The sequence below is a fragment of the Luteibacter sp. 621 genome, assembly GCF_050435445.1.
Lineage (GTDB): Bacteria > Pseudomonadota > Gammaproteobacteria > Xanthomonadales > Rhodanobacteraceae > Luteibacter.
This window is the reverse complement of record NZ_JBNDKI010000003.1, coordinates 313,323-334,777: the sequence shown is the minus strand read 5'-3', so window position 1 is coordinate 334,777 and position 21,455 is coordinate 313,323. Positions and strand designations below refer to the sequence as shown.

Annotated in this window: 19 protein-coding genes; 3 read left to right on the top strand and 16 right to left on the bottom strand. The window is 62.1% G+C overall.

The window, feature by feature from the left end; all coding sequences use genetic code 11:
- Positions 1 to 22 precede the first annotated feature (22 nt).
- The 4 genes from coaE to pilB all read right to left on the bottom strand — a co-directional run bounded on the left by coaE (position 23) and on the right by pilB (position 4,710).
- Positions 23 to 625 (bottom strand): dephospho-CoA kinase, encoded by a 603-nt coding sequence (coaE, locus tag ABIE56_RS05940; protein WP_429242900.1) that lies wholly within the window; start codon positions 623 to 625, stop codon positions 23 to 25.
- Complete coding sequence (locus ABIE56_RS05935; RefSeq protein WP_429242899.1) at positions 622 to 1,491, bottom strand: prepilin peptidase; 870 nt, start codon at positions 1,489 to 1,491, stop codon at positions 622 to 624. Before ABIE56_RS05935 ends, coaE begins: the two co-directional genes overlap by 4 nt.
- 81 nt (positions 1,492 to 1,572) lie before the next feature.
- Positions 1,573 to 2,838, bottom strand: coding sequence for a type II secretion system F family protein (locus ABIE56_RS05930; RefSeq protein WP_429242898.1), 1,266 nt, complete (start codon positions 2,836 to 2,838; stop codon positions 1,573 to 1,575).
- A 144-nt stretch (positions 2,839 to 2,982) separates the two neighbouring features.
- Positions 2,983 to 4,710 (bottom strand): type IV-A pilus assembly ATPase PilB, encoded by a 1,728-nt coding sequence (gene pilB, locus ABIE56_RS05925; RefSeq protein ID WP_429242897.1) that lies wholly within the window; start codon positions 4,708 to 4,710, stop codon positions 2,983 to 2,985.
- A 149-nt stretch (positions 4,711 to 4,859) separates the two neighbouring features.
- Here pilB and ABIE56_RS05920 point away from each other — a divergent pair, with 149 nt between their 5' ends.
- From ABIE56_RS05920 to ABIE56_RS05910, 3 genes are read left to right on the top strand one after another with little or no spacing between them, the layout of a single operon-like run.
- A complete protein-coding gene (locus ABIE56_RS05920) occupies positions 4,860 to 5,714 on the top strand; it encodes a glycosyltransferase family 2 protein (RefSeq protein WP_429242896.1) in 855 nt (284 codons plus the stop codon).
- 9 nt (positions 5,715 to 5,723) lie between these two features.
- Complete coding sequence (locus ABIE56_RS05915) at positions 5,724 to 6,500, top strand: class I SAM-dependent methyltransferase (protein WP_429242895.1); 777 nt, start codon at positions 5,724 to 5,726, stop codon at positions 6,498 to 6,500.
- A 3-nt stretch (positions 6,501 to 6,503) separates the two neighbouring features.
- Positions 6,504 to 7,478, top strand: coding sequence for a glycosyltransferase family 2 protein (locus ABIE56_RS05910; RefSeq protein ID WP_429242894.1), 975 nt, complete (start codon positions 6,504 to 6,506; stop codon positions 7,476 to 7,478).
- Between the two features lie 11 nt (positions 7,479 to 7,489).
- On the opposite strand, the gene ABIE56_RS05905 is transcribed toward ABIE56_RS05910, so the two are convergent.
- The 12 genes from ABIE56_RS05905 to ABIE56_RS05850 all read right to left on the bottom strand — a co-directional run bounded on the left by ABIE56_RS05905 (position 7,490) and on the right by ABIE56_RS05850 (position 21,434).
- The gene (locus ABIE56_RS05905) at positions 7,490 to 8,506 is read right to left on the bottom strand and encodes a glycosyltransferase family 2 protein (RefSeq protein ID WP_429242893.1); all 1,017 of its coding nucleotides are present in this window, start codon (positions 8,504 to 8,506) and stop codon (positions 7,490 to 7,492) included.
- Positions 8,503 to 9,411 carry an NAD-dependent epimerase/dehydratase family protein gene (locus ABIE56_RS05900; protein ID WP_429242892.1) on the bottom strand — a complete coding sequence of 303 codons (909 nt, stop codon included), beginning with the start codon at positions 9,409 to 9,411 and terminating at the stop codon, positions 8,503 to 8,505. Before ABIE56_RS05900 ends, ABIE56_RS05905 begins: the two co-directional genes overlap by 4 nt.
- Positions 9,408 to 10,193: a glycosyltransferase gene (locus tag ABIE56_RS05895; protein WP_429242891.1), complete on the bottom strand. Its 786-nt coding sequence runs from the start codon at positions 10,191 to 10,193 to the stop codon at positions 9,408 to 9,410. The genes ABIE56_RS05900 and ABIE56_RS05895 overlap by 4 nt, the downstream gene beginning before the upstream one ends.
- A 332-nt stretch (positions 10,194 to 10,525) precedes the next feature.
- Positions 10,526 to 11,956, bottom strand: coding sequence for a lipopolysaccharide biosynthesis protein (locus ABIE56_RS05890; RefSeq protein ID WP_429242890.1), 1,431 nt, complete (start codon positions 11,954 to 11,956; stop codon positions 10,526 to 10,528).
- Positions 11,956 to 12,723 carry an ATP-grasp domain-containing protein gene (locus tag ABIE56_RS05885; protein ID WP_429242889.1) on the bottom strand — a complete coding sequence of 256 codons (768 nt, stop codon included), beginning with the start codon at positions 12,721 to 12,723 and terminating at the stop codon, positions 11,956 to 11,958. The genes ABIE56_RS05890 and ABIE56_RS05885 overlap by 1 nt, the downstream gene beginning before the upstream one ends.
- A gap of 536 nt (positions 12,724 to 13,259) precedes the next feature.
- Complete coding sequence (locus ABIE56_RS05880; protein WP_429242888.1) at positions 13,260 to 14,258, bottom strand: hypothetical protein; 999 nt, start codon at positions 14,256 to 14,258, stop codon at positions 13,260 to 13,262.
- The gene (locus tag ABIE56_RS05875) at positions 14,255 to 14,977 is read right to left on the bottom strand and encodes a WbqC family protein (protein ID WP_429242887.1); all 723 of its coding nucleotides are present in this window, start codon (positions 14,975 to 14,977) and stop codon (positions 14,255 to 14,257) included. The genes ABIE56_RS05880 and ABIE56_RS05875 overlap by 4 nt, the downstream gene beginning before the upstream one ends.
- Positions 14,974 to 16,194 carry a DegT/DnrJ/EryC1/StrS family aminotransferase gene (locus ABIE56_RS05870; protein WP_429242886.1) on the bottom strand — a complete coding sequence of 407 codons (1,221 nt, stop codon included), beginning with the start codon at positions 16,192 to 16,194 and terminating at the stop codon, positions 14,974 to 14,976. Before ABIE56_RS05870 ends, ABIE56_RS05875 begins: the two co-directional genes overlap by 4 nt.
- A complete protein-coding gene (locus ABIE56_RS05865; protein WP_429242885.1) occupies positions 16,191 to 18,143 on the bottom strand; it encodes a hypothetical protein in 1,953 nt (650 codons plus the stop codon). The genes ABIE56_RS05870 and ABIE56_RS05865 overlap by 4 nt, the downstream gene beginning before the upstream one ends.
- 49 nt (positions 18,144 to 18,192) lie before the next feature.
- Entirely contained in the window at positions 18,193 to 20,151 is a 1,959-nt protein-coding gene (locus tag ABIE56_RS05860; RefSeq protein WP_429242884.1) for a tetratricopeptide repeat protein, read from the bottom strand.
- Between the two features lie 72 nt (positions 20,152 to 20,223).
- Positions 20,224 to 20,682: a pilin gene (locus tag ABIE56_RS05855; protein ID WP_429242883.1), complete on the bottom strand. Its 459-nt coding sequence runs from the start codon at positions 20,680 to 20,682 to the stop codon at positions 20,224 to 20,226.
- A 308-nt stretch (positions 20,683 to 20,990) separates the two neighbouring features.
- Entirely contained in the window at positions 20,991 to 21,434 is a 444-nt protein-coding gene (locus ABIE56_RS05850; protein WP_429242882.1) for a pilin, read from the bottom strand.
- Positions 21,435 to 21,455 lie beyond the last annotated feature (21 nt).

Genomic DNA, 21,455 nt, shown 5'->3' with positions numbered 1-21,455 from the left:
GAGCGCGCGCGCGCGATGGGTGCTAGCGACTGAGCTCGAGGTATCGCGAATGCAGCGCCGCTACCTGCGCCGCCAGCTCCACCTCATCCCCGTGGTTCTCGATCACATCATCGGCGATGGCCAGCCGCGCCTCGCGGGTGGCCTGTACCGCGATCATCTTCCGCGCCAGATCAACATCAATGCCGTCGCGGCCCATGAGTCGCGCGATACGCACGTCTTCGGGCGCATCGACCACCAGTACGCGGTTCACCCACGCGTAATGCGCGTGGTTCTCTACGAGTAACGGAATCGAAAGGATGCAGTAGGGGCCGGCATCGGCCTCGGCCGCATCGCGCAGCCACGCGCGGATACGTGGGTGCAGAATGCCCTCCAGCGTGGTTCGTGCCGCGGGGTCGGCAAACACGCGCTGGCGCATGGCCGCCCGATCCAGGCGGCCGTCCTTATCAAGGGCATCGGCGCCGAATACGCGCGCGACCTCCGCCAGCGCCTCCGAGCCCGGTTCCACCACCGCGCGTGCCGCCACATCGGCATCGTAGGCGCGCACGCCCAGTGCTTCAAAGCAGCGCTCCACCGCGCTCTTGCCCGCGGCGACGCCCCCGGTCAGCGCGACGACGAAGCGGCTCATCGCAGGCCGGTCAGGTGCAGGTAGGCGTCGAAGAGACGATCGCCGCCCATGAGCCATACCCAGCCGGCGGCGGCGATGTACGGGCCGAACGGGATGGGTACATCACGCTGGTGCTTGAAGAACAGCATCATGGAGCCGCCGACCAGCGCGCCGATCAGTGAGGAAAGCATGATGATCGGGAGCAGGGCGATTGGCCCCATCCACGCACCCAGTGCGGCCAGCAGCTTGAAATCGCCGTAGCCCATGCCTTCCTTGCCGGTAAGCAGGCGGAACGCCTGGTAGACGCTCCACAGGCTGAGGTAGCCGATAAGCGCCGCCAGGATGGCCGACGCGGGCGCGACCGGCAGCGGCTGCCAACCCGGGAGAAGGGTGAGCCCCAGGCCGATCCACAGCAGCGGGTAGTTCAGTTCATCGGGGAGCAACTGGGTGCGCGCATCGATCCCCGAGAGCGCAATAAGGAACCACGTGAACACCAGGGCGGCCAGCGCACCCGCCGTGGGCCCGAACCGCCACACCACGGCGGCACTGGCCAGCCCGGATAGCAACTCCACCAGGGGGTACTGTTTCGAGATGGGTTCCTTGCAGTAACGGCAGCGGCCGCGCAACAGCAGCCAGCCCAGCACGGGGATGTTGTCGTGCGCGGCCAGCGGGTGCTTGCACTTCGGGCAGTGCGAACCTTCCACCACCACGCCGGGTGGCCGGGGCTCGTCCACCTCGGGCAGCTCCAGTACTTCACGGGCCTGGCGGCGCCAGTCGGCCTGCATGCGCGCCGGCACACGCAGGATCACCACGTTGAGGAAACTGCCAACGAGCAGGCCAAGGGCACCGGCGAAGGCCACCCAGAGGGCGAGGGGCAAATCAGGCATGAAAAGTCCGTGGTCCCAAGAAAAAACCCTCCGCCCGGGGGCGGAGGGTTCGTATTGTGCCTTGCTTACGCGGCGATGCGATCAGACCGTGCCGGCCAGCTTGAAGATGGGCAAGTACAGCGAGATAACCATGCCGCCGACGAGCACGCCCAGGATCACCATGATGAACGGCTCGAGCAGGCTGCTGAGCGTATCCACCGCGGTATTCACCTCTTCCTCGTAGAACTCGGCCACCTTGAACAGCATGTGGTCCAGCGAACCGGATTCTTCGCCGATGGCGGTCATCTGCACCACCATGTTCGGGAACAGGTTCACCTGGCGCATGGAAAGCTGCAGCTGGTGGCCCACCGAGATGTCGTCGCGCATCTGCTTCACCGCCTCGCCGTACACCACGCTGCCAGTGGCGCCCGAGACGGCATCCAGGGCCTCCACGAGCGGCACACCGGCGTGGAACGTGACGCCGAGGGTACGGGCGAAGCGGGCGATGGCCGACTTGTGCAGCAGATCGCCGATGACCGGGATCTTCAGGGAGAAGCGATCCAGGAAGTGGGCAAACTTCTGCGAGCGCTTCTTGAAGAAGATGAGCGCGAACACCGAGCCCACGATGATGCCGATGACGGCCCACCAGTACGACTGCATGAATTTCGAAGCGGCCACCACAAACTGGGTCGGCGCCGGCAGCTCTGCTTTGGCTTCCGCGAAGGTCTGCTGGAACACCGGTACCACGAACAGCAGCAGGATCATGGAGACGAGCAAGGCCACCACCAGCACCATGATCGGGTAGAACAAGGCCTTCTTGATCTTGGCCTTGATGCTTTCCATGCGCTCCTTGTAGGTCGCCACCGTATCGAGCACGGTATCGAGCACACCGGCCGATTCGCCGGCGTGCACCAGGTTGCGGTACAGCTCATCGAACTGGACCGGGTACTGGGCCAGGGCCTCGTGCAGGGCGGCGCCGCCCTCGATGCTGGTCTTCACATCCACCAGCATGTTCTTGAAACGGACGTTCTTCTGGCCGTTGGCGATGATGTCGAAGGCCTGCACCATGGGCACGCCCGAGGCCATCATGGTGGCGATCTGGCGGCTGAAAATGGCGACGTCACGCGGCTTGACCGTGCTGCCACTCGCGCCGAACAGCGGCTTGGCCCGCTCGCGCACCTGCTGGGGGTTCATACCCTGCCGGCGCAGTTCCGCCTTGACGAGCGAGGCGTTCTTGGCCTGCATCTCGCCCTTCATGCGCTTGCCGCGCTTGTCGAGCGCGGTCCAGTCGTACATCGTCAGCTGGCTGACGGCAGAGCGTGCGGCGCCAACGGCGCGCGCGTTCTTGGTAGCGGTGGCGGTAGCCATGACGCGGTGTTCCCCCCGGGTGAATTTCCAAGGAGTCCAGCCCCGGCCGGCTCCCCCTGTCTCTTATTCTAGTGTGAAGCTTTGGTCTACGCCTTTCTGCCGTCTGGCGCACAAGATCGGTGCGCCGCACGCCGACAGGGGGCGTCAGTCCTTGGTGACGCGGTTGATTTCAGCCAGGCTGGTGACCCCGTTCCTGACCTTGAGCAGGGCTGAGGCGCGCAGGTCGTTGATGCCCGCTTTCTTGGCCACCTCGGCAATCTGCATGGCGTTGCCGCCCTCAAGCACGATCTTCTGGATCGGCTCGAGCATGGGCATGACCTGGTACAGGCCCACACGGCCCTTGTAGCCCTCGTTGCAGCCATCACAGCCCACGGCCTCGTAGATCGTGATGCCTTCGTCGACCTCCTCCTGTGTGTAACCCTCGGCCAGTAGGGCGGCGGGCGGCAGGGTGATGGCGCGCTTGCAATCGTGCAGGCGGCGGGCCAGGCGCTGGGCGATGATGAGGGTGACCGACGAGATGATGTTGTAGGGCGCGATGCCCATGTTCATCAGGCGCGCGATGGTCTGCGGCGCATCGTTCGTATGCAGGGTAGAGAGCACCATGTGGCCGGTCTGGGCGGCCTTCACGGCGATCTCGGCGGTTTCCAGGTCGCGGATTTCGCCGACCATGATCACATCCGGATCCTGGCGCAGGAACGAGCGCAGTGCCGCGGCGAAGGTCATGCCGCGCTTCACGTTCTGCTGGACCTGGTTGATGCCTTCGACACGGATTTCGACCGGGTCTTCTACCGTGGAGATATTGCGCCCCTCGGTGTTCAGGATGTTCAGCGCCGTATAGAGCGACACCGTCTTACCGGAACCGGTGGGGCCAGTGACCAGCACCATGCCGTACGGTTTCTCAATGGCATCGAGATACAGGTTTTTCTGGATCTCTTCGTAACCGAGCTTGTCGATGCCCAGCTTGGCCGAGGAGCCATCCAGTACGCGCAGCACGATCTTTTCACCGAACAGGGTGGGCAGGGTGCTGACGCGGAAGTCGATGGCGCGGGTCTTGGTCAGGTTGAGCTTGATACGGCCATCCTGTGGCACGCGGCGCTCGGCGATATCCAGGCCGCTCATCACCTTCAGGCGCGAGGCGATGCGGGTACCCAGCTTGATCGGGGCCGAGGCGACGATGCGCAGGATGCCATCCATGCGCAGGCGGACGCGGTAGACGGTTTCGAATGGCTCGAAATGGATATCCGAGGCGCCACGCTTGATCGCGTCGACCAGGATCTTGTTCACGAACTTGACGATGGGGGCATCGTCGTTGGCGTTGGCGTCGATGCCGGTGGTGCCGTCGCCATCGTCCGGGCCGGCATCCAGCGCCAGTTCGTCGAGCGCTTCGTTGTCGAACGCCGGCACCGTTGAGTTCGCCGCTGCCAGGGCGCTGTCGATGATGCGCCGCAGCTGACCACGCTCGACCAGTACCGGCTCCACCATGTGGTTGGAGTGGAACTTGATCTCATCCAGCGCGTGCGATTGCATGGGATCGGCAATGCCCACAAACAGGCGCTTGCCGCGCTTGAACAGGGGCAGCGCCTGGTGCTTGGTGATCAGGGCCTCGGTCACCAGATCCAGCGGCATATTGCCCGGCACCATGTTGCCGATATCCATGAGCGGCATGCCGAACTCGGCCGAGGCCACCTGGGAAAGCTTGGAACTTTCGACCAGGTGGTGATCCACCAGCCACGCCGAAAGCGAGGTTCGCTTATCGGCGGCATCCTGCACGGCCTTGCGGACCTCCGCCTCGCCAAGGACGCCTTCGGTCACAAGCCGCCTGGCCATGCCGGTCAGGCCCGCAAGCGTGGGCTGGTGCATTTGTGTCGCCATGGTCCGTCCGGTCCCCGAGTATGGTGCTGAATCTACTCTAGAATGTGGTGTGGGTCACGTCGAATTCGTGAAAACTGCGCATTGGGCACGTTCCCCCATCCCGAGCCGGGATCCATGCCTTATCATGCAGCGGCCAACGGGGACATCTCTTGAGTCGTATCAGCATTATCCTGCCCGCCAAGAACGAGGCGGCCGCCCTTAAAGACCTCCTGCCACGCCTGACCGCCGCCCAGCCGGGTGCCGAGATTATCGTGGTGGATGACGGTTCCACCGATGACACCCGGGCCGTTTGCGCGGCCGCCGGGGTGGCCTGCCTTTCGTCGCCGTATTCCATGGGTAACGGCGCCGCGATCAAGCGCGGGGCCCGTGCCGCCACCGGGGAGATCCTGGTGTTCATGGATGGCGACGGGCAGCATGATCCGGTGGATATCCAGCGGTTGCTCGCCCGGTTGGACCAGGGCTACGACATGGTGGTGGGTGCCCGGGATTGGGAGAGCCAGGCGGGCGTGGGTCGTGGCGTGGCCAATACGGTTTACAACTGGCTGGCGAGCAAAATGACCGGGCAGGCGGTGGCCGACCTCACTTCGGGGTTTCGCGTCGCCCGGGCCGAGCGTTTCCGCGAGTTTCTTCACCTGCTACCGAACGGGTTTTCGTACCCGACCACCAGCACCATGGCGTTCTTCCGTAGCGCCTATGGCGTGGCGTATGAGCCGATCAAGGCGGCGCAGCGGGTGGGCAAGAGCCATATCAAGCCGTTGAAGGACGGCGTGCGGTTCCTTCTGATCATTTTCAAGATTGCTACGTTGTATTCGCCGTTGAAGTTGTTTTTTCCGGCGAGCGCAGCGTTCTTCCTGCTTGGCTTCGCCAACTACGCGTACACATTTTTCAGATTCGGTCGGCTCACCAACGGAAGTACGTTGATGTGGAGCTTCGGCGTCATCGTGTTCTTGATCGGCCTTGTCTCGGAGCAGATCACTGCGTTGACTTACCGCCGGACGGAATAAATCGAAACGATGCGCATCCATCCCATGAAGCTTGCTCGGGCAGTGGCGTATGGCTGGCTACTGCCGCGCCGGCGCCATTGCATCGCCTGTGGTCGAGGCGTCGGCGGGTTCTTGCCCTATCGCAACGGCTCCGCCTCACTTTCGGACGCCATCCGCGCACTTGATGTGAGCGGAAGCGATGTCGATAACTTCGAGTGCCCGCGTTGCGGAGCTAATGACCGGCTTCGCCACCTTTTAATGTACATGGGGAAAGTGGGTCTCTTCGAGCGAATCAAGGGCGCGCGTGTACTGCATTTCGCACCGGAGAAGGCACTTGCGGAACGCATTCGCCAAGCGGGCCCGGCGCGGTACGTCCTGGCCGACATAGCCCCGCCCGGGCCCGAGGTGGAAAGGGTAGACATGACGGCGATGGCGTTCGAAGCCGAGTCGTTCGAAGTCATCATCGCCAACCATGTCCTGGAGCACGTAGGCGACCTTCCTGCGGCCCTGTCCGAACTCAACAGGGTGCTCGCACCGGGAGGCGTCGCGATCCTGCAGACGCCCTTCAGCCAGCGCCTTCTGACAACGTTCGAGGACGCGGGGATCAACACTGACGATGCGCGTCTGGTGCTGTATGGGCAGGAAGACCACGTGCGGATGTTTGGTTCGGATATCGCCGCTTACATTGCGGGTTTGTCGGGGCTCCGTTCGAAGGCATCAACCCACGCGGAAATTCTGCCGGACATCGATCCGTGGGCGGCCGGCGTCAATGCCGCCGAGCCCCTCCTGCTGTTCGCCAAGGATTAGCGCGTGGCCACCGCCAGCCACGCTCGAGCGCGCCCTCGCATCACTATCTGCATCGTGACCTATCGTCACGATGCGTTCCTTGCGGATTGCGTTGGCAGCGTGCTTACACAGGATGTTGAGGCCGACCTCCACGTGCTCATAGGCGACGATGCATCGCCTGACGGTACGCGTGGTGTAGTCGAAGCCTTGAAAGAGCGTTTCCCGGGGCGCATCACCTATTTTCGTCACGAACAGAACCTTGGCCCGTCGGGGAACCACCGTTTCCTGATAGAGCGTGCCGACGGCGAATTCATCGCCCACCTGGATGGCGATGATATCTGGCTTCCAGGTAAGTTACGCACGCAGCTCCGGCTGCTGGAGGCCAGTCCCCACGCGGTAGCGAGTTGCACTAACGCGCTCGTGTTCGACGGCGACGGGCAGCCGATCGGGTTCTTTAGCAATGCCCGTTCGGGTGAGTTCGGGCTGGCTGATCTTCTCTGCCGGGGGAATTTCCTGAACCATAGTTCGCTGGTATATCGGGCAGAGTACAAGGCAGCGGTACTCGCCATCCCCGAGCCGTTTCTCGATTACAGGATCCATATCAGCCTTTGCAGGCGCGGTCCCATGGCGTATAGCGCCGGGGTGCTAGCAGGTTACCGATACAACGCCTCGACGTCGGTTATCAGGAATACGAACGACATCGTACGGGAGCAGTACTGGGAGGCGCTGCTCGATGGGTTGCCGGATGTGCCGGCTGCCACGCGGCAACGAGCATGCGCCGACTTCCTAAGGCGCGTTGCGTTTCGCGCCGTTCGCCTGAGAGACCGCACGCTGTTTGCGAAGTGGTGGCGCACCTGCCGGGAGGCATCCGGTGTATCGGCGTGGCGACTCGCTGTCTCACTCGTGAACAACGTTGCCGCGGAGGCGCTGCGCCAAAGCGTTGCGGCGGCATGTCGTCCCATCCTGCGCAGCGCGCCGCGAATCCTATACTACCGCTGATCCTCGCCCGTTCAGTTCACAGTAGGCACGCCATGCTTGCGCAGCAAGGCGAGCTTCCGCGGTGCCCAGGTGAAGGCCGAGTAATACCGACGCGCGCCGACAACCCGTAGTCGCGCTACCGTTTTACGAACGTCGCTAAGGTGACGTCTGCGGTGCCATAAGGCCGTTATGGCCCCAAGGTAGATCTCGGTCAAGACACGCCGCTCCCGCTTTATGCATGCAAACGCCAAACCCTCGGCGATCAGTGCCAGCAGATGTAATGTGAGCAACGGTACAAGCCATGGCGAGGGTGTAAATACCACCAACGCATAAGACTTGTTCCGCTCGCTAAGTGAACGTCGGCGGTAGGTGCTCGACAAGCGGTTTGAGACAGCGCGGTTGCCGCCGAAACTATGGCCCTGTCGATGGCGGTATCCGCTTCCCGACGTACACGCTACTTCCATGCCCGCCTGTCGGGCCAGACAACAAAGGTAGAGGTCTTCAGCAATCGAGCCCATCCATTCGGGAAAGCCGCCAAGCGCGTGCCACGATGCAACAGGTATCCAGAGGCATGCTCCGATCACCATGGCCGCCTCCGTGTGCGGCCGGTCGAGCGGCACGGGATTGTAGAAGGGATCCAGGAAGCACGCTCGATCGACGAGCTCGTCGGTCGTGTAGTCGTACTGAGGCAGCGTAAGCACGGCTGGGACGCTTCGGCTTACGGCCTCGTTTAGCAGGGCTGCCAGCGCACCCGGGTGCAGCGCCGCATCGTTGTTTAGCAGGAGCAGGTAGTCACCGGTAGCGATAGATCCCATCCGGTTGTTCGCGACACAGAACCCTACGTTCGTTTCGCTGAAAATGCAGATGACATCAGGCTGATTCTCGAGGTATTCCCGCGAGCCATCGTTCGAGGCATCGTCGTGAACGATGATCTCAATGGTTCCCGGGAAATCCTGGGCACGCACGGACGCGAGGCACTCTTCGAGCACGCCAATGCCGTTGTAGTTGGCAATGCATACGCTGCATGTGACGTGCGCCGAAAGCGTCATGCGATCGCTTCCCAAGCTTCCCGGATGCCCCGCGCAAGCTCGACGCGCGGCTCCCAGCCAAATCGCTCGCGGGCCTTGCTGTTGTCCAGTACGACGCGGTTCACGTCGAAACTTCGCGCTTCGCTGTACTGGCGTGGCACGCGCTGGCCCGCGGCATGCTCGATCAGCGCAAGCAGGTCATTCACGGATGTACCTTGGTGACTCGAAGCGTTAAAGACGTCGATTTCATTAAGTGTGTCGCCATCGAGCATGGCGAGCAGGAGGCTCGAAAGGTCATCCACGTGCACATAGTCGCGCACAGCAGAACCATCTCCGCGAACCATCAGGGGTGTTCCGGCCCTGATCGCTTGAAACGCGGTTGGAATGATACCGAAGCCCGGCCGCAACGACTGACCCGCGCCATAGACATTCGACGGCCTCACAACGAACACGCGCGAGCCCGTCTGGTGTGCGTGTGCCGCCAGGAATGCCTCGCCAGCTAGCTTGCCTGCACTGTAGTACGACTTCGGGTCGGTTGGCATCGTCTCGTTTGCAATGCCGGCACGGACATCGCCGTAAATCGTGCCGCCACTTGAAAGGTAGATCAGGCGAGTGGGTGGCGCACGATGCAGCGCCCGCAGCAATGTCACCAGGGGAGCCAGATTCTCGTTGAACTCAACGTCAGGGTGGCCCGCGCTGCTTCCCGGCGTCGTGGTTCCAGCCACCCAATAGATGGCGTCAGTCGTAGCGGCCATGTCTGCAAGCCAGGACTCATCGAGCGTGGACCAGGAGTGTACGGGCGTGTCACTGGCACTCGCGCTGACGCGGCCGATAAGTACGGGCTTGTGGTCTTGGGCTCTCAGCGCCGCAACCAGGCGTGAGCCAATAAAGCCGCCCGCACCAACGACAAGGACTCGCTTGCTCATTGCATTGCCCCAAGCTCTCGGTAGACATCGATGTAACGTTGCGCGCAATCGTCCCATGTGCCGGCTTCCGCCGTCGCGAGCGCGCGAGCGGAAATGGCGGCTGCCTGGTTAACCGTGGCGTCCTCAAAATGCACGACGGCCTCCTCAAAGGATGGTGACGATGTTACAAGGCGTCCTGCCGGTGATTGCCCGATTAGATCGGCGTGAGCGGCCAATGGTGATGCCACCACGGGCATGCCGGCCGCGAATGCCTCTAGCAGGACCTGGGGGCGGCCTTCGGCATGTTGGCTCAGCGTGAGCAGGCCGGTGCACGCAGGGAACCACTGATCCTTCAGCACATCAGGGCCCAAAGGGCCGTGGTAGTGGACCCACGAAGGTAGTTCGATCTGTTCCTGCATGGGTCCGATCAAGTGCAGTTCACGGTGTCCATCGCTGAACATTGGCTCGCCCCAGGCGAATAGAGGCCCGAGCTTGTCGCGCGTCAGCCGTGTCACGGCGAGCCAGCGCGGCGGCTGTTCGGGCTTCCTTGTTACCTCGAACCAGCCGGGGTCGATACCGAAGGGTACCGCCCGAATAAGGGCGAGATCTCCAAAAATTTGCCGCAACGGCTCGACCATCCATGCCGCATTCGGGCACAGCGCGGCCGGGCGATGGCGCAAGACGCGCCTGAGCCATGTGGTTACCCCGGGCAGCGCCAGCAAGCGCATGTCATTGCCCAGCACCGTCGCGACCAGCGGCTTTCTGTCGGCGGGAACACCCAAGGCGCACTGTAGCCAGTTCACGTGGTAAAGATCCGCTGTTCTGGCGTGCATCGCCCGCCGGAGCCCACGCATCAATAGAACGGCCCGCCACGCGCCGTTCGGCGGACTGGTTCGCAGGAGGTGCGATATGCCGCCATCCTCCATCAACTTTGCAAGGAATCGGGCTTCGGCAGTCGTGGTGGCTATACGGGCGTTTGTCGGCATGGGGCCGGGCGGCGCCCACATGGACAGGGCGACGTCATCTCGCCGAGCCAGGGCGCCCGCGATGTGTCGCATAAAAACCCCGCGCCAGTCGTCCAACGTGGCCGGGTACGACGTCGCGGTAAACAGGACGTTGAGTGGAGTTTGCGTCGTCACTTGCGTTTGATCAGTGCAATTAAAGGAGTCAGGGCCGGATGGCGCAGGATGACGCAGCAAGCGAGGTAACAAGCCACACCGCTGACGGCACCCACGGCACATGCCATGAGGGGGGTATCGAATCGGCTCGCCGTTACGTGCGCCACGATACCTGCAGGAATGGCCGCTGAGATGCTGTAGAGCAGGTCGGTGCCCTGGCGGCGCATCCCGAGATTGAACAGCCCGCCGGCGTACCAGGTGTTCACGCCGAAGGCGGCCACGCTCGCGACCACAGTGGACCAGGCGACGGCCATGACGCCATGTGGAGCTGCAAGCGCGAGCAGCAATATCGCTACTCCCTTCTTCATAAACTCGAGCCGGAGATTCAACGCGGGGCGGCCTATCGCATTGATGGCGGCAAGATTAAGCACGTGCGATGGCCACAGGATGGTGGACAGGGCGAGTACGGCGAGGAGGGGCGCCGCGGGCAGCCACGCGGGGCCATACACCAGTTCGACGGCTGGCCGTGCGAGAACGCCCAGCATCACCATCGCGGGCATGAAAAGAAGAGTGCTCGTGAGCAGGCCATCCCGTAGTGCTTTACCAAGCACAGCGCGGTCTTCCTTGACGCGGGCCAATACCGGTAGGCCTACCCGGTTCAGTACAGCGGCAACGAACGACGCTGGCGCCTGCTGGCTGTTCTGGGCCAGGGTGTAGTAGCCGAGGTCTCGAGCGGGAAATAGTTTGCCGATAACGACTGCTTGCAGTCGGGTCGCCAGCGTATCCATGACACCTAGCAGCAGCACGACACCGCCGAACGACCACAAAGATCGGGCGGCGTGCAGCGATGGGCGCGCGGCGGGGCGCCAGCCGGAGAAAAACCAGAGCGCGAGTGCTCGCATTGCAATGGATGAGATGGCCTGCGCAACGAGGGCCCAGGCCTGCCCCCCGCGCGCCGCGATCACGATAGCAACCGCGCTTGAGGCAACGGAACTGGCAAGTTCTACGCGCGTGCGTATCCGAAAATGCATCCGCTGGGTTAAGAGCGCGTCAGGCACAACGGCGAGGGCGTTCAGCGGGAATATCAGCGACATCCACTTTACGAACGATGTGAGTTCGGGGCGTCCGTAAAAGGTCGCGATGGCGGGAGCCGCGACCCATAGCAGGGCCGATACAACCAGCGCAATGGCCAGGTTGCCAACAAACACGGTGGTCTCTTCGGTCGGCGTGGTGTGCTGCCGCTGCACCAGCGCCATGCCACTGCCCGAATCGACAAGCACGCTACCGAATGCCGTGAAGACGAGCACCATAGCGACTAAGCCGAACGCATCGGGCGCAATGAGTCGTGCGAGCGCTATCGTCGTGCCGAACTGCACGACGTACCGGATAACCAGTTCAGCCGTACCCCATAAGGCTGCCTGACGTATTTCTGAGCGACGCGATGCCATCAGCCAAGAAAACCGACGGCGTCGACGTCAAAAACTGGGATGCCGTGGACGCGCGCTGCCTCCGCTCGTTCGGGGTAGTGGTTATCGATAAAAATGGCCCGAGCGTGCATGTGCGCGGCCTTCGACTCGCCATTCCTGAGGTGGATGATCGTGTCGAAGAGCGAAGGATGCAGTCGCGCGGCACGCAGGTTGTCATCCAGGTCCGAGGCATGGCGGGTGATCAGTACGATACGTTTCTCCAGCGCGATCATGCGGTAGACGAAAGCGATGACGGCAGGCACGGTTTTACCGTCGATCACCAGTGTATCGTCGTAATCGATGTAAACCGTGTCGAACTCGAAGATGAAGTCGGCCCGTGTGGTGACGCGACGATCGACCAGCGCGATACGGTCATCAGCGTGCGCCACGACATCCATGCCTTTGAAATCCAGTACGGTAAGCAACGGGATGTTCACGCCCTGGGCTCGGTGCGTCACCATCGCCCCTGCGACACGGCAAGCAATTTCGAGCAGTTTCCATTCGCCGAAGCGGTCGCGCTTGAGCTGTACGAACCAGGGCCCCCGAAATACCAGCTCATCGTTGATGGCCCCGGTGATCGCCTGAATGGCGGGATCAGTTGGTAATGGGCGGCTGCGCATGGCGATGCCAGCGCGGACGCGCTCTCTCGTACGGGCCCCGGCGAAGACCAGCCTGCCGTGGCGATCAGTAAAACAATCCACCGTCACCTCGTCCCCCGGGAGGTACTCCACGAGCAGGGGATCGATCATGCTCCGCATGGCTTCCGCAGCGTGACCGGGATCCCGCGCTATCGTGATGTCCTGGCCGCCCTGGCCCTGGTCGGGCTTGACGACGATAGGCCAGGTCGTCGCATCGCTCGGCGCGACGAAGACCTCCGGTACCCAGGGCCGCCCGGCGAACCGGGCGTACGTAGCGCGTTTTCGCCGGAGCAGGTGCGCCGTGTTTGCGTCCCCGTTAACAATTTCGCACGGGATGCTTGCGGCGTGCGTTGCCAGGAAATCGCAAACGCTGTCATGTGTGGGGAAGATTAGGTCAATGCCGAGACGGGTAACCAGCTCGGTGAGCGCATCAAGGAAGCCGGCATCGCTTATCCGGGGCAACGACCCGTCATAAGTGGCAAACGCAAGGCGCCCGTGATCGTCAACGCTGGAAGCGCCGATCACCTCCGTATGCATGGAATAACGCAATGCATCCAGGATTTCGAGCCCGTTCTCGGCCCCACACGGAAATACCAGGACACGCGTGCGGGCGTGGCCATTTGGAGGTGCAAGCGTTGACACGTCGGTTAATCCTTCAGGTAGTGACGACCGCTGGCTGTCATCGCGTCGTCCAGGGCCGCTAGGACCCGGCCCATGCCTTCGTCATCATATCGCTGGTCGCAGGGCAGGTAGAGCGTGTCGTCACGCAGGGCTCGGCCGATAGGATCATCGGGGGGCGGGGAGGCATCCGGCCAGAACGTGGGCGAGTACACCTGCCGCTTCGCCAACTCCGCGCGCACGGCCGCAGCGCCGGCGACGCGTAAGGGCGTGTAGAGAGGCACCTCGTGGGGGGCGGGGGGGGCGACAACGACACCGCGTGTGGCCAGGCCACGGGCCAGAGTGGCGTGGTTGGAGCGCCTGCGCGAGGCAACGTCTGCGACATCCTGGTGCGAAAGCAGGTGCCGGGTCAGGCCAGACATGGCGAGGGGCTCGGGCGGTTCGAGCGAGGCCTCAGCCGCTTGGAACGCGGTGTAGCCTTCAGTCACCTTCCCTTCTGCTCGCAAGCGCATCGGCGCCGTGCGGGCCATTGATCCCTCTTCATCCGCTCGCACGGGTGCTGGTGCGTTCGGGGCGTCCACCCACCCGCCATCGGGCAGGGGTAGTGTCTTGCGCGGGGAGTAGAGAACGGCTTCTCCGCCGAGGCGCGAGCGGAACAGGGCTTGGGACGCGTCGACGATGATACGTTCGTGGGGAAAGCGGGCTAGTAGTCGCTTTACGGGAGCGTCGCACAGGCCGAGATAATCCACCGCGAGCACCCATTCGCCCTCTGCCAGTACCAGCGTATCGGGTACTCCACGATCTGGCGCGAGCGAATAGCGCGCCATGGGCGTGCCCGAGAACGCAACGGCATCCGTTACCGCGCCACACACCTGCCACGGTAACCACAAGCGTGACGGCCGGCGATCGGTGAGAAACGCCGCCAGCGCGCTGCGTGCAGATCGGAACGCATGAGGCGGGACCGGGAAAACGACGTCGGGCGCAAGGTCTTGCCAGCCGAAATAGCCGCCGATCGCGTTATCGCTCACGATGCCCGCGCCTCATCTGGCGTGATGGTTCTCGCCATGGATAACTGGTGTCGAATCGCCGTCCGGTCGTTGAACATCATGACATCCAGTACCGAAAGCCCCGGGCAAAACGGCTGACCGAACTGCTCGTAGGCCGGGAGCGCGTGTTGAAGGAAACGTAGTTCAACGCCTGCCTCGATGAATGCACGCTCATCGTAGAGTAGGACGCCACCAGCGGCGTTAACATACGTCGTGGCGCCGAGCTCTTTGCACATAGCGAGAACACGCGCCTGGCCGGCAAGATGTCGGTGGCCGCCTATTGTGGATGCGCTGATAAACCTTGCATCTATTCCGAATTCAGCCGCTATCGCCTTGAGGGAGGCGGCATTGGCTGCGGCGACGGACGTAACGGGGCTTTCGGCAAATGCCTCGAGATGGCGAATTGCGTTGTCGAACATGACTGCGCCACGATAGGCCACGCGTACGCGATCCACCAGTTTAGCCCGAACCGACGTATCAGCAGTGTAATGTCTTTGTGCGATATCGGCCCGATGGTCGGCATGAACGACTGGCAACGTCATCCAGGCGGGTGCACCTTGGTGAAGTATACGATTGCGGTTTACCCAGCCCCCCTTCATGTACTGGACATCGTCGTAGAACACAAACGTATCGACCGCCGCCATCAACTGGAAATAGCCGATGTATGGAAATAGGTACGGCTGCATGATGGCAACGATCATGCGCCCCGTTCCACCACGACCCGAATAATCGAACAGATGGTGGCGATCGCCTCGGCGGACACGCTGGTTCCAGTGGGTAGTATGACGACGCGGTCGGCTACGCGGATGGTTTCTGGGAGGACTAGCCCTGCGTGCGGAAACATCTCGCGGTAGGGCTTCATGCGGTGGCATCCGGGCCAGAAGTACTTGCGAGCAAGAATGTTCTCGGCATGGAGTGCCTCAACGAGAGCATCTCGCGTGACGCCCGCATCTTCGGAAACTTCCAGCACGACATACTGGAAATTGCTTTCCTCGCCTTCGCTCATGGGCAGGATCGACACACCTGGCACGTCAACCAGGTGCGCCGAATACAAGGCATGATTGTGCTGGTTGATACGAACTATCTCTGGCACGGCATCGAGGTTTGCAAGCCCCATCGCGGCACAGATCTCCACCATCTTGCCGTTCGTACCTGGGTGGATCACGTTGTCGTAGCCGGCGAAACCGAAGTTACGCATCAGCCGTATCGCTTCGGCGAGCTCGTCGTCATTAGTGGTGACAGCACCGCCCTCGAACGTATTGAAGAACTTCGTTGCATGAAAGCTGAAGACCTCGCATTGTCCCAGAGAGCCGACCTTTCGGCCCTTGTACGTGCAGCCGAAGGCGTGGGCGGCATCGAACATCAGCGGCAAGCCATGGTCGTCCGCTACCTTTTGCAACTCGTCAGCGGGCGCGGGACGCCCCCATAGATGCACGCCGATAATGCCGCTAGTGCGTGGCGTAATCATCCGGCGGACCGCCAGCGGATCTAGGGCATGCGTCGCTGGATCAATGTCCGCGAAGACTGGCGTGATGCCTTGCCAATGGAGAGCATGGGCGGTCGCTATGAAGGTATACGACGGGACGATGACTTCACCCTCCATGCCGAGGGCCCGGATCGCGATCTCAAGGGCGACTGTGCCATTGCACATGGCAATGCAGTGGCGCACGCCAAGGTCCTCACACAGGCGTTGTTCGAACTGCTGTACAAGAGGGCCGTTGTTGCTGAACCAGCGGCGGTCGAACATGTCGCCTACATGGCGCAAGAAGACCTCACGATCACCGACATTCGGGCCGCCTACATGCAGGGGAGCAGCGAAGGCGGGTGGCGCACCGGCAATGGCGAGATCGCCTGGCTTCGTCACAGACTTCTCGGGCTGGGCAGGGACGTAAGCCGGAGAGATGGGGGCGGCATTCATGGTGTCTTGCTCGTGGATGGCGAAACCGGTCGGGCATCGATGGCATGTTGGAGCGAGCGGATGTCGGCCGCAAGGCGGCCGCCGAAATCCATGCGTCTGAGCGCGTCCAGTTGTTCCGCCGCATCCTGACGGTAGCCGAGTGCAAGCGCCCGCTGAGCGGCGGTTACCCGGTAGGCTGGCTCACTCGGCTCAGTGGCGACGGCATCCTGGATCATGCGGTATCCCAAGGTGCGGTCACGCATCGCGAACCAGGCAAGATCGGCGTACGACGCGAGCAGGCGCGCGCGTGGATTAGGGTGGCTCAGGGCAGCAAGGTATGTACCGACAAGCTGATCTGTGGGCAGGTCACACAAATCCTGTAGCTTGCAGCTGGAGAGTGCCATAAGCGCACTTTCGTCCTCGATACGCACCGGCTGTTCGCTCAGCTTCCGTTTCATGGAAATCCAAAGTTCCGGATCGATGGGGCGATGCATGCGCGCCTGGAAGAAGATAATGGCCTGCTCGGGCAGGATGGATGCGCCGGGAAGCGCCGCCGCTCGTTTCAGGGGTGCCTCCACGCGCGCGGCATAAGGAGAAGCCGAGTCGTAGTGGGAAAGGATGATCATTGTGCGCCCCAATTCGTACTGGGCGCGCGGTGAATCCGGTGCGCGATTCGCCAGTTCCAGGCCAAGCGTGGCGGGATGGCTCCACCGTGATGCGGTGTACATTGTCAATGCCCCCCAGTAGGCCAGGGCGATTGAAATGATCAAGGTGGCCATGGGGCGGCTTGCGAGCGGCGGTCCGAGGTCACGCGGCGATCCGCGCAACGCGCAGACAAAGACCAGGGCAAGTCCCATGCTCGCCGGGTAATTGCGATGCTCGTAAATGAGTTCCAGTGGAATGATCGTCGCCGTGAGCAGATGGCACGCGAAAAAAACGGCGATGCCAAGTGCGATGAAAGGGCGTCGGCGACGTTGTGACCAGGCAAGCGTTGCGAGGGCTGCCAGTAAACCGGCACTCGCGAGCGTAGTCCAGGGAGTGAGCCATCCACGAGAAATCACGAAATCGTCGTGGTAGAACGAAAGCGACGAAGGCGTCGGCAGCCACGTCCAGGCAATGTAGTCGACGACGATGCGAAGCTCGCTCAACAGTCTCTCGGACATCGTGAACGGACGGGGTGCCCATGTTTTCCCGGCGAACATGACCGGCAAAAACTTCGCCGATCCCGCGAGCGCCGGCAGTACGAGGACAAAGAAGAAGAGGGCGAGTACTCGCCGATCAATGCGCGGCTTGCCGCTGCTAAATGGCGCTTCGCTTCCTCGGAACACCAGCCATTCCACGATCGCCGCATACAGCGGCAATACGATCGCCGTCTCTTTGGCCAGGATGCCCAGGCCGGTGGCGAGCACCAATGAAAGCGACGCAAGCACGAATCCACGGCCGTCATGCAGCATTCGCTGGCGGCCGCGGATGTAGCCATAGAGGCCCATCAGCACAATCAGGTTCGCCAGGCTCTCCATTCGCTGCACGACATACAGTACGGCAGTCAGGTTGATCGGTAGCAGCATCCAGACACATGCCGCCAGCGCCGCCGTGACGGCGCCGCGCCGGGTGGCCTCATCATCTTCGTCGCCGCGAAACAGACGACGTAGTACCAGGAACAGCAGCAGCCCGTTTGCCAGGTGTATGGCGACGTTCGTGGCCTTCATGGCGCTGGCACTCAGGCCAGACACAAGGAAGTTGGCTGCGAACGATAGCGAAGCGAGCGGGCGCTTGAATTCGCTTGACGGTGACGAGAGGGCTGCGGAAAGCAAGTGCGACAGGTCTGCTTCCTGCGGCTGGACATCCTGGTTGTCCACGATGTTCGGAAAATCGTCGAACATCCACACCTCGGCGATCCCCGGGGCGTAGGCGATTGTCGTGAGCAACAGGCCAACGAGCATGAGGAGCCAGTCACGACGGCGTGCCACGCGTTGCCAGTATCCGCCGTTCAACATGACTTGCGAGGCCGCGACTCAATCATTGCTCTGCTCCGTGGCCGGCAACATGTTTCTGAAGGGTTTCACGCAAGTGCGCCAGCTCCTGGTTCCAGTAATTCTGTTGTGCAAGGATCTGGTCGTGAACCCAGGGCATGCCGTTTCCCGGATGGTGCAAATGCACGGCGGGGAAGTGGCGATAATAGTCGAGGTGAGCCAAGCCAAGGTCGGGCCGGCCGGCCGCACCAAGGTTTGCAGCTTGATTGAGTGCGACGTTGGGCCTGGGTTCCACGGCCAGCGCGGCGTTGAAATTGGCCAGCGCCGCGTCGGAGGAACCGGTGGCCAGCGCCAGGCGGCCGCGCAGATACAATACATCCTGCTTGCGCCCGGCGATGCCGCTGCGTGTCGCGTTCACGCCAGCGGCATCCAGCCACTCGGCTATGGTTTCCGCGCTAAGGCCGTCGCAAGTATGTCTACCAAGCTTATCGATCCGTTCGCCCAGCCAACTCACAAGCTCTGGGCCGGGGAGGCGGCGCGCGTCCCTCAGCGCTGTGGCGAGCGGCTGCACATCGGCTTCCGTGAGACGTCCTGTGGCGCAACGCGCGCTTATCCAGGCCATCTGCACCTGAGGTTCGGTGGGAAAGCTGGCCCTGACCCGACTCAGCCTGCGCAATGCTGCAGCAGGCCACCCGTCGGCAAGTACAAGCTGAGCAGCATAGGCTTGCGCGCGGGGAGATGCCGGCTCTTTCCGGGCCCACTCGTCGGCCTGCACAATCGGTTCGGCCCAGAGCAGGGCCTGCAGGTGGGTTAGGGTTGTCATGACCGCCAGCGCCGCCGCGGCAAGCACGAGCGGCCACTTTCGGTGTGCCTGACCAGCAATGGCCAGGGCTGCTGGCCAGAATATGAACATGGCAGGGATGTAATTGCGATGTTCGAAGTACAGCTCGAGAGCCACTGAAGTTGACTCAACAAGGTGACCACACAGGAAAAACAGAACGGCCAGCGCGAATGCTGGTTGCCTGCGGCGCAGGTACCACGCGGTGCCGGCCAAGGCTACCCAGGCGAGGATCGCGGGCAGCGTGTACCAAGGATGCCAGAGATCGGTTGCCGCCTTGAACTGATCATGGAACAGGCTGCCGCTCGTTGGTAGCACGAGCCACAGCTCGCCCAGATAGTGCCAAAGGATTGCCGGTTCAGTCAGCAAGCGCTGCTGGATGGTCCAGTCGCGAACGGCTAGCGCGTCCTGTGATTCTGGCGATATGGATAACCACGCCAGGCCGGTGAGCACGAGGACCGTTGTCGGAAGGCACGACCAGGCGAGGGTGCGCCGGTATACCGTAGCGCGCGGTGACGTCAGGGGAGGCAGCACGCACTCACACACGAGCACCAGTGACGGCAGCAGGATGCCATTGGCCTTGCTTAGCGTCGCCAGCAATGTACACCCAACGATGCCAGCGGCCAGGGTCCAGGGGCTGCCGTTGCCTTCGGCGAATTGGCGCCGGGCCTTTAGCCAGCACAGCAGGCCAATCGCCACGAATGTGCACGGCAACATTGCCTCGCGCTGCACAACGTAAAGCACGGTGGAGACAAAGAAAGGATGAAGCAGCCATGCACTTGCGGCGATAAATGCGGCGAGGCGCCGCCGCGGCGTGGGTATGCCCAGCGCCCGGCCCAATGCATCGAGCAGGCAGCCTAGCAAGACGCCGTTGAGTAGCTGAATGGAAAGATTGGTTGCCTTGAAAGGCAGAGCGTCCGCAGGCCAGTGGTTCGCGTTGAAGAGGAAGGTCAGCAGCGATAGTGGCCGGCCCGTCGGATCGGCGGGTCCCGAGGTGATATAGCGTAGGAACGCAGGCAAGTCGTTTACGCGCCCAGTGGCTCCGAGTAGGGGGAGGTTACCGAAATCATCGAAGATAAACCCGCTATGCATGCCCGGCAGGTAGGCAAACGCCGCGATGGCCAGCACGAGGGTCGAAACGATCAGTAGAAGTGCAAATCGTTGCATGCGGGGTGCCGGAAATGGACAAAGAAAAAGGGCCGGAAACCGGCCCTTTCTCAGCATACAGCCTGAAGCGAATTAGGTGCGGCAGGCAGTCGGAAGGTAGGCTTCCGTCACGTTCGTCGGGGTACCGCCGGTGACGGTGGCCGTCGACTTGCAGTTCCACGAGATCGAGCCGCCGTTGTCGTACGGCGAGAGCGTGAGCACCGAGCCCGTGATCTTGTCGTTCGATTCCTTGCCAAAGGTCGCGGTGATGGCGCCGCCAGCAACGGTGACCTGCGACACGTACTTGCCGCTGATCGAGCTCAGCGTTTCCGGCAGGCCAGCCGACTTGTTCTCACCCGGCCAGTGACCCTTGTTGTTGTAGAACTCGGAGACCGCGGTCTTGGCGCCGTCAGCCAGGTTCATGCCTTCCGACACCTGGGTGCGGATGATGTAGTTCTGGTACTGCGGGATGGCGATAGCAGCCAGGATCGCGATGATGGCGACCACGATCATCAGTTCGATGAGCGTGAAGCCCTTCTGGACGTTCTTCATGGAAATTCCTCGTTTATGGGTACGACTAACCGAAAAAAGTGATGCCCCCTGAGCCCTAGCACCTCCCCCTTGCCGAGCAAAGGAAAGGAATGCTCCCTCACTTGCTTTGGTCAGGAACGACCAGGAAGCTCGCCGGAAAGCCTGCATCTAGCGTGCCATGCTTTCGCGACCGGCATATTCCCTCATATTTGCCGGTGCCGGGATTGTGCATCCTGTCACGCTTGCGAATCAACCAGAAAAATTCGCGTATTCAGTGGATTGCGACACATTTTGGTGTGACGCTACAGGTCATAAACTGACCCTGTGCGTCAGTTCGAGCGGCACGTCGCCGGCAGGTATCGATTCGCTGCGCTCGACGAGCAGGTCCAGCCGATGCTCCCGCCGTTATCGATGGGCGAGAGGACGACGGTCTTGCCGTGCAGGTTGTCGTTAGCATCGCCCTGCTCATAGGCGATCTCCACTTTTCCCGTTTCCAGAAGCTTTATCGACGACACGTACTTTCCTGCAATGGATGTGGCGGATGGCAATCCCGCCGACTCGTTGGACTTAGGGAAGTAACCTCTATTCGTGCGGAATTCCCAGATCGCCGTCTTCGCGCCGGCCACAGTCTCGAGGCCTTCCGATACCTGCGTGCGAATCATGTAGTCCTGATATTGCGGCACGGCGATGGCGGCGAGGATCGCGATAATCGCGACGACAATCATCAGCTCAATGAGGGTGAAGCCAGTCTGCCGGCGGTGGAACGGACGCATGGGTACGGATTTCCTGTTGGA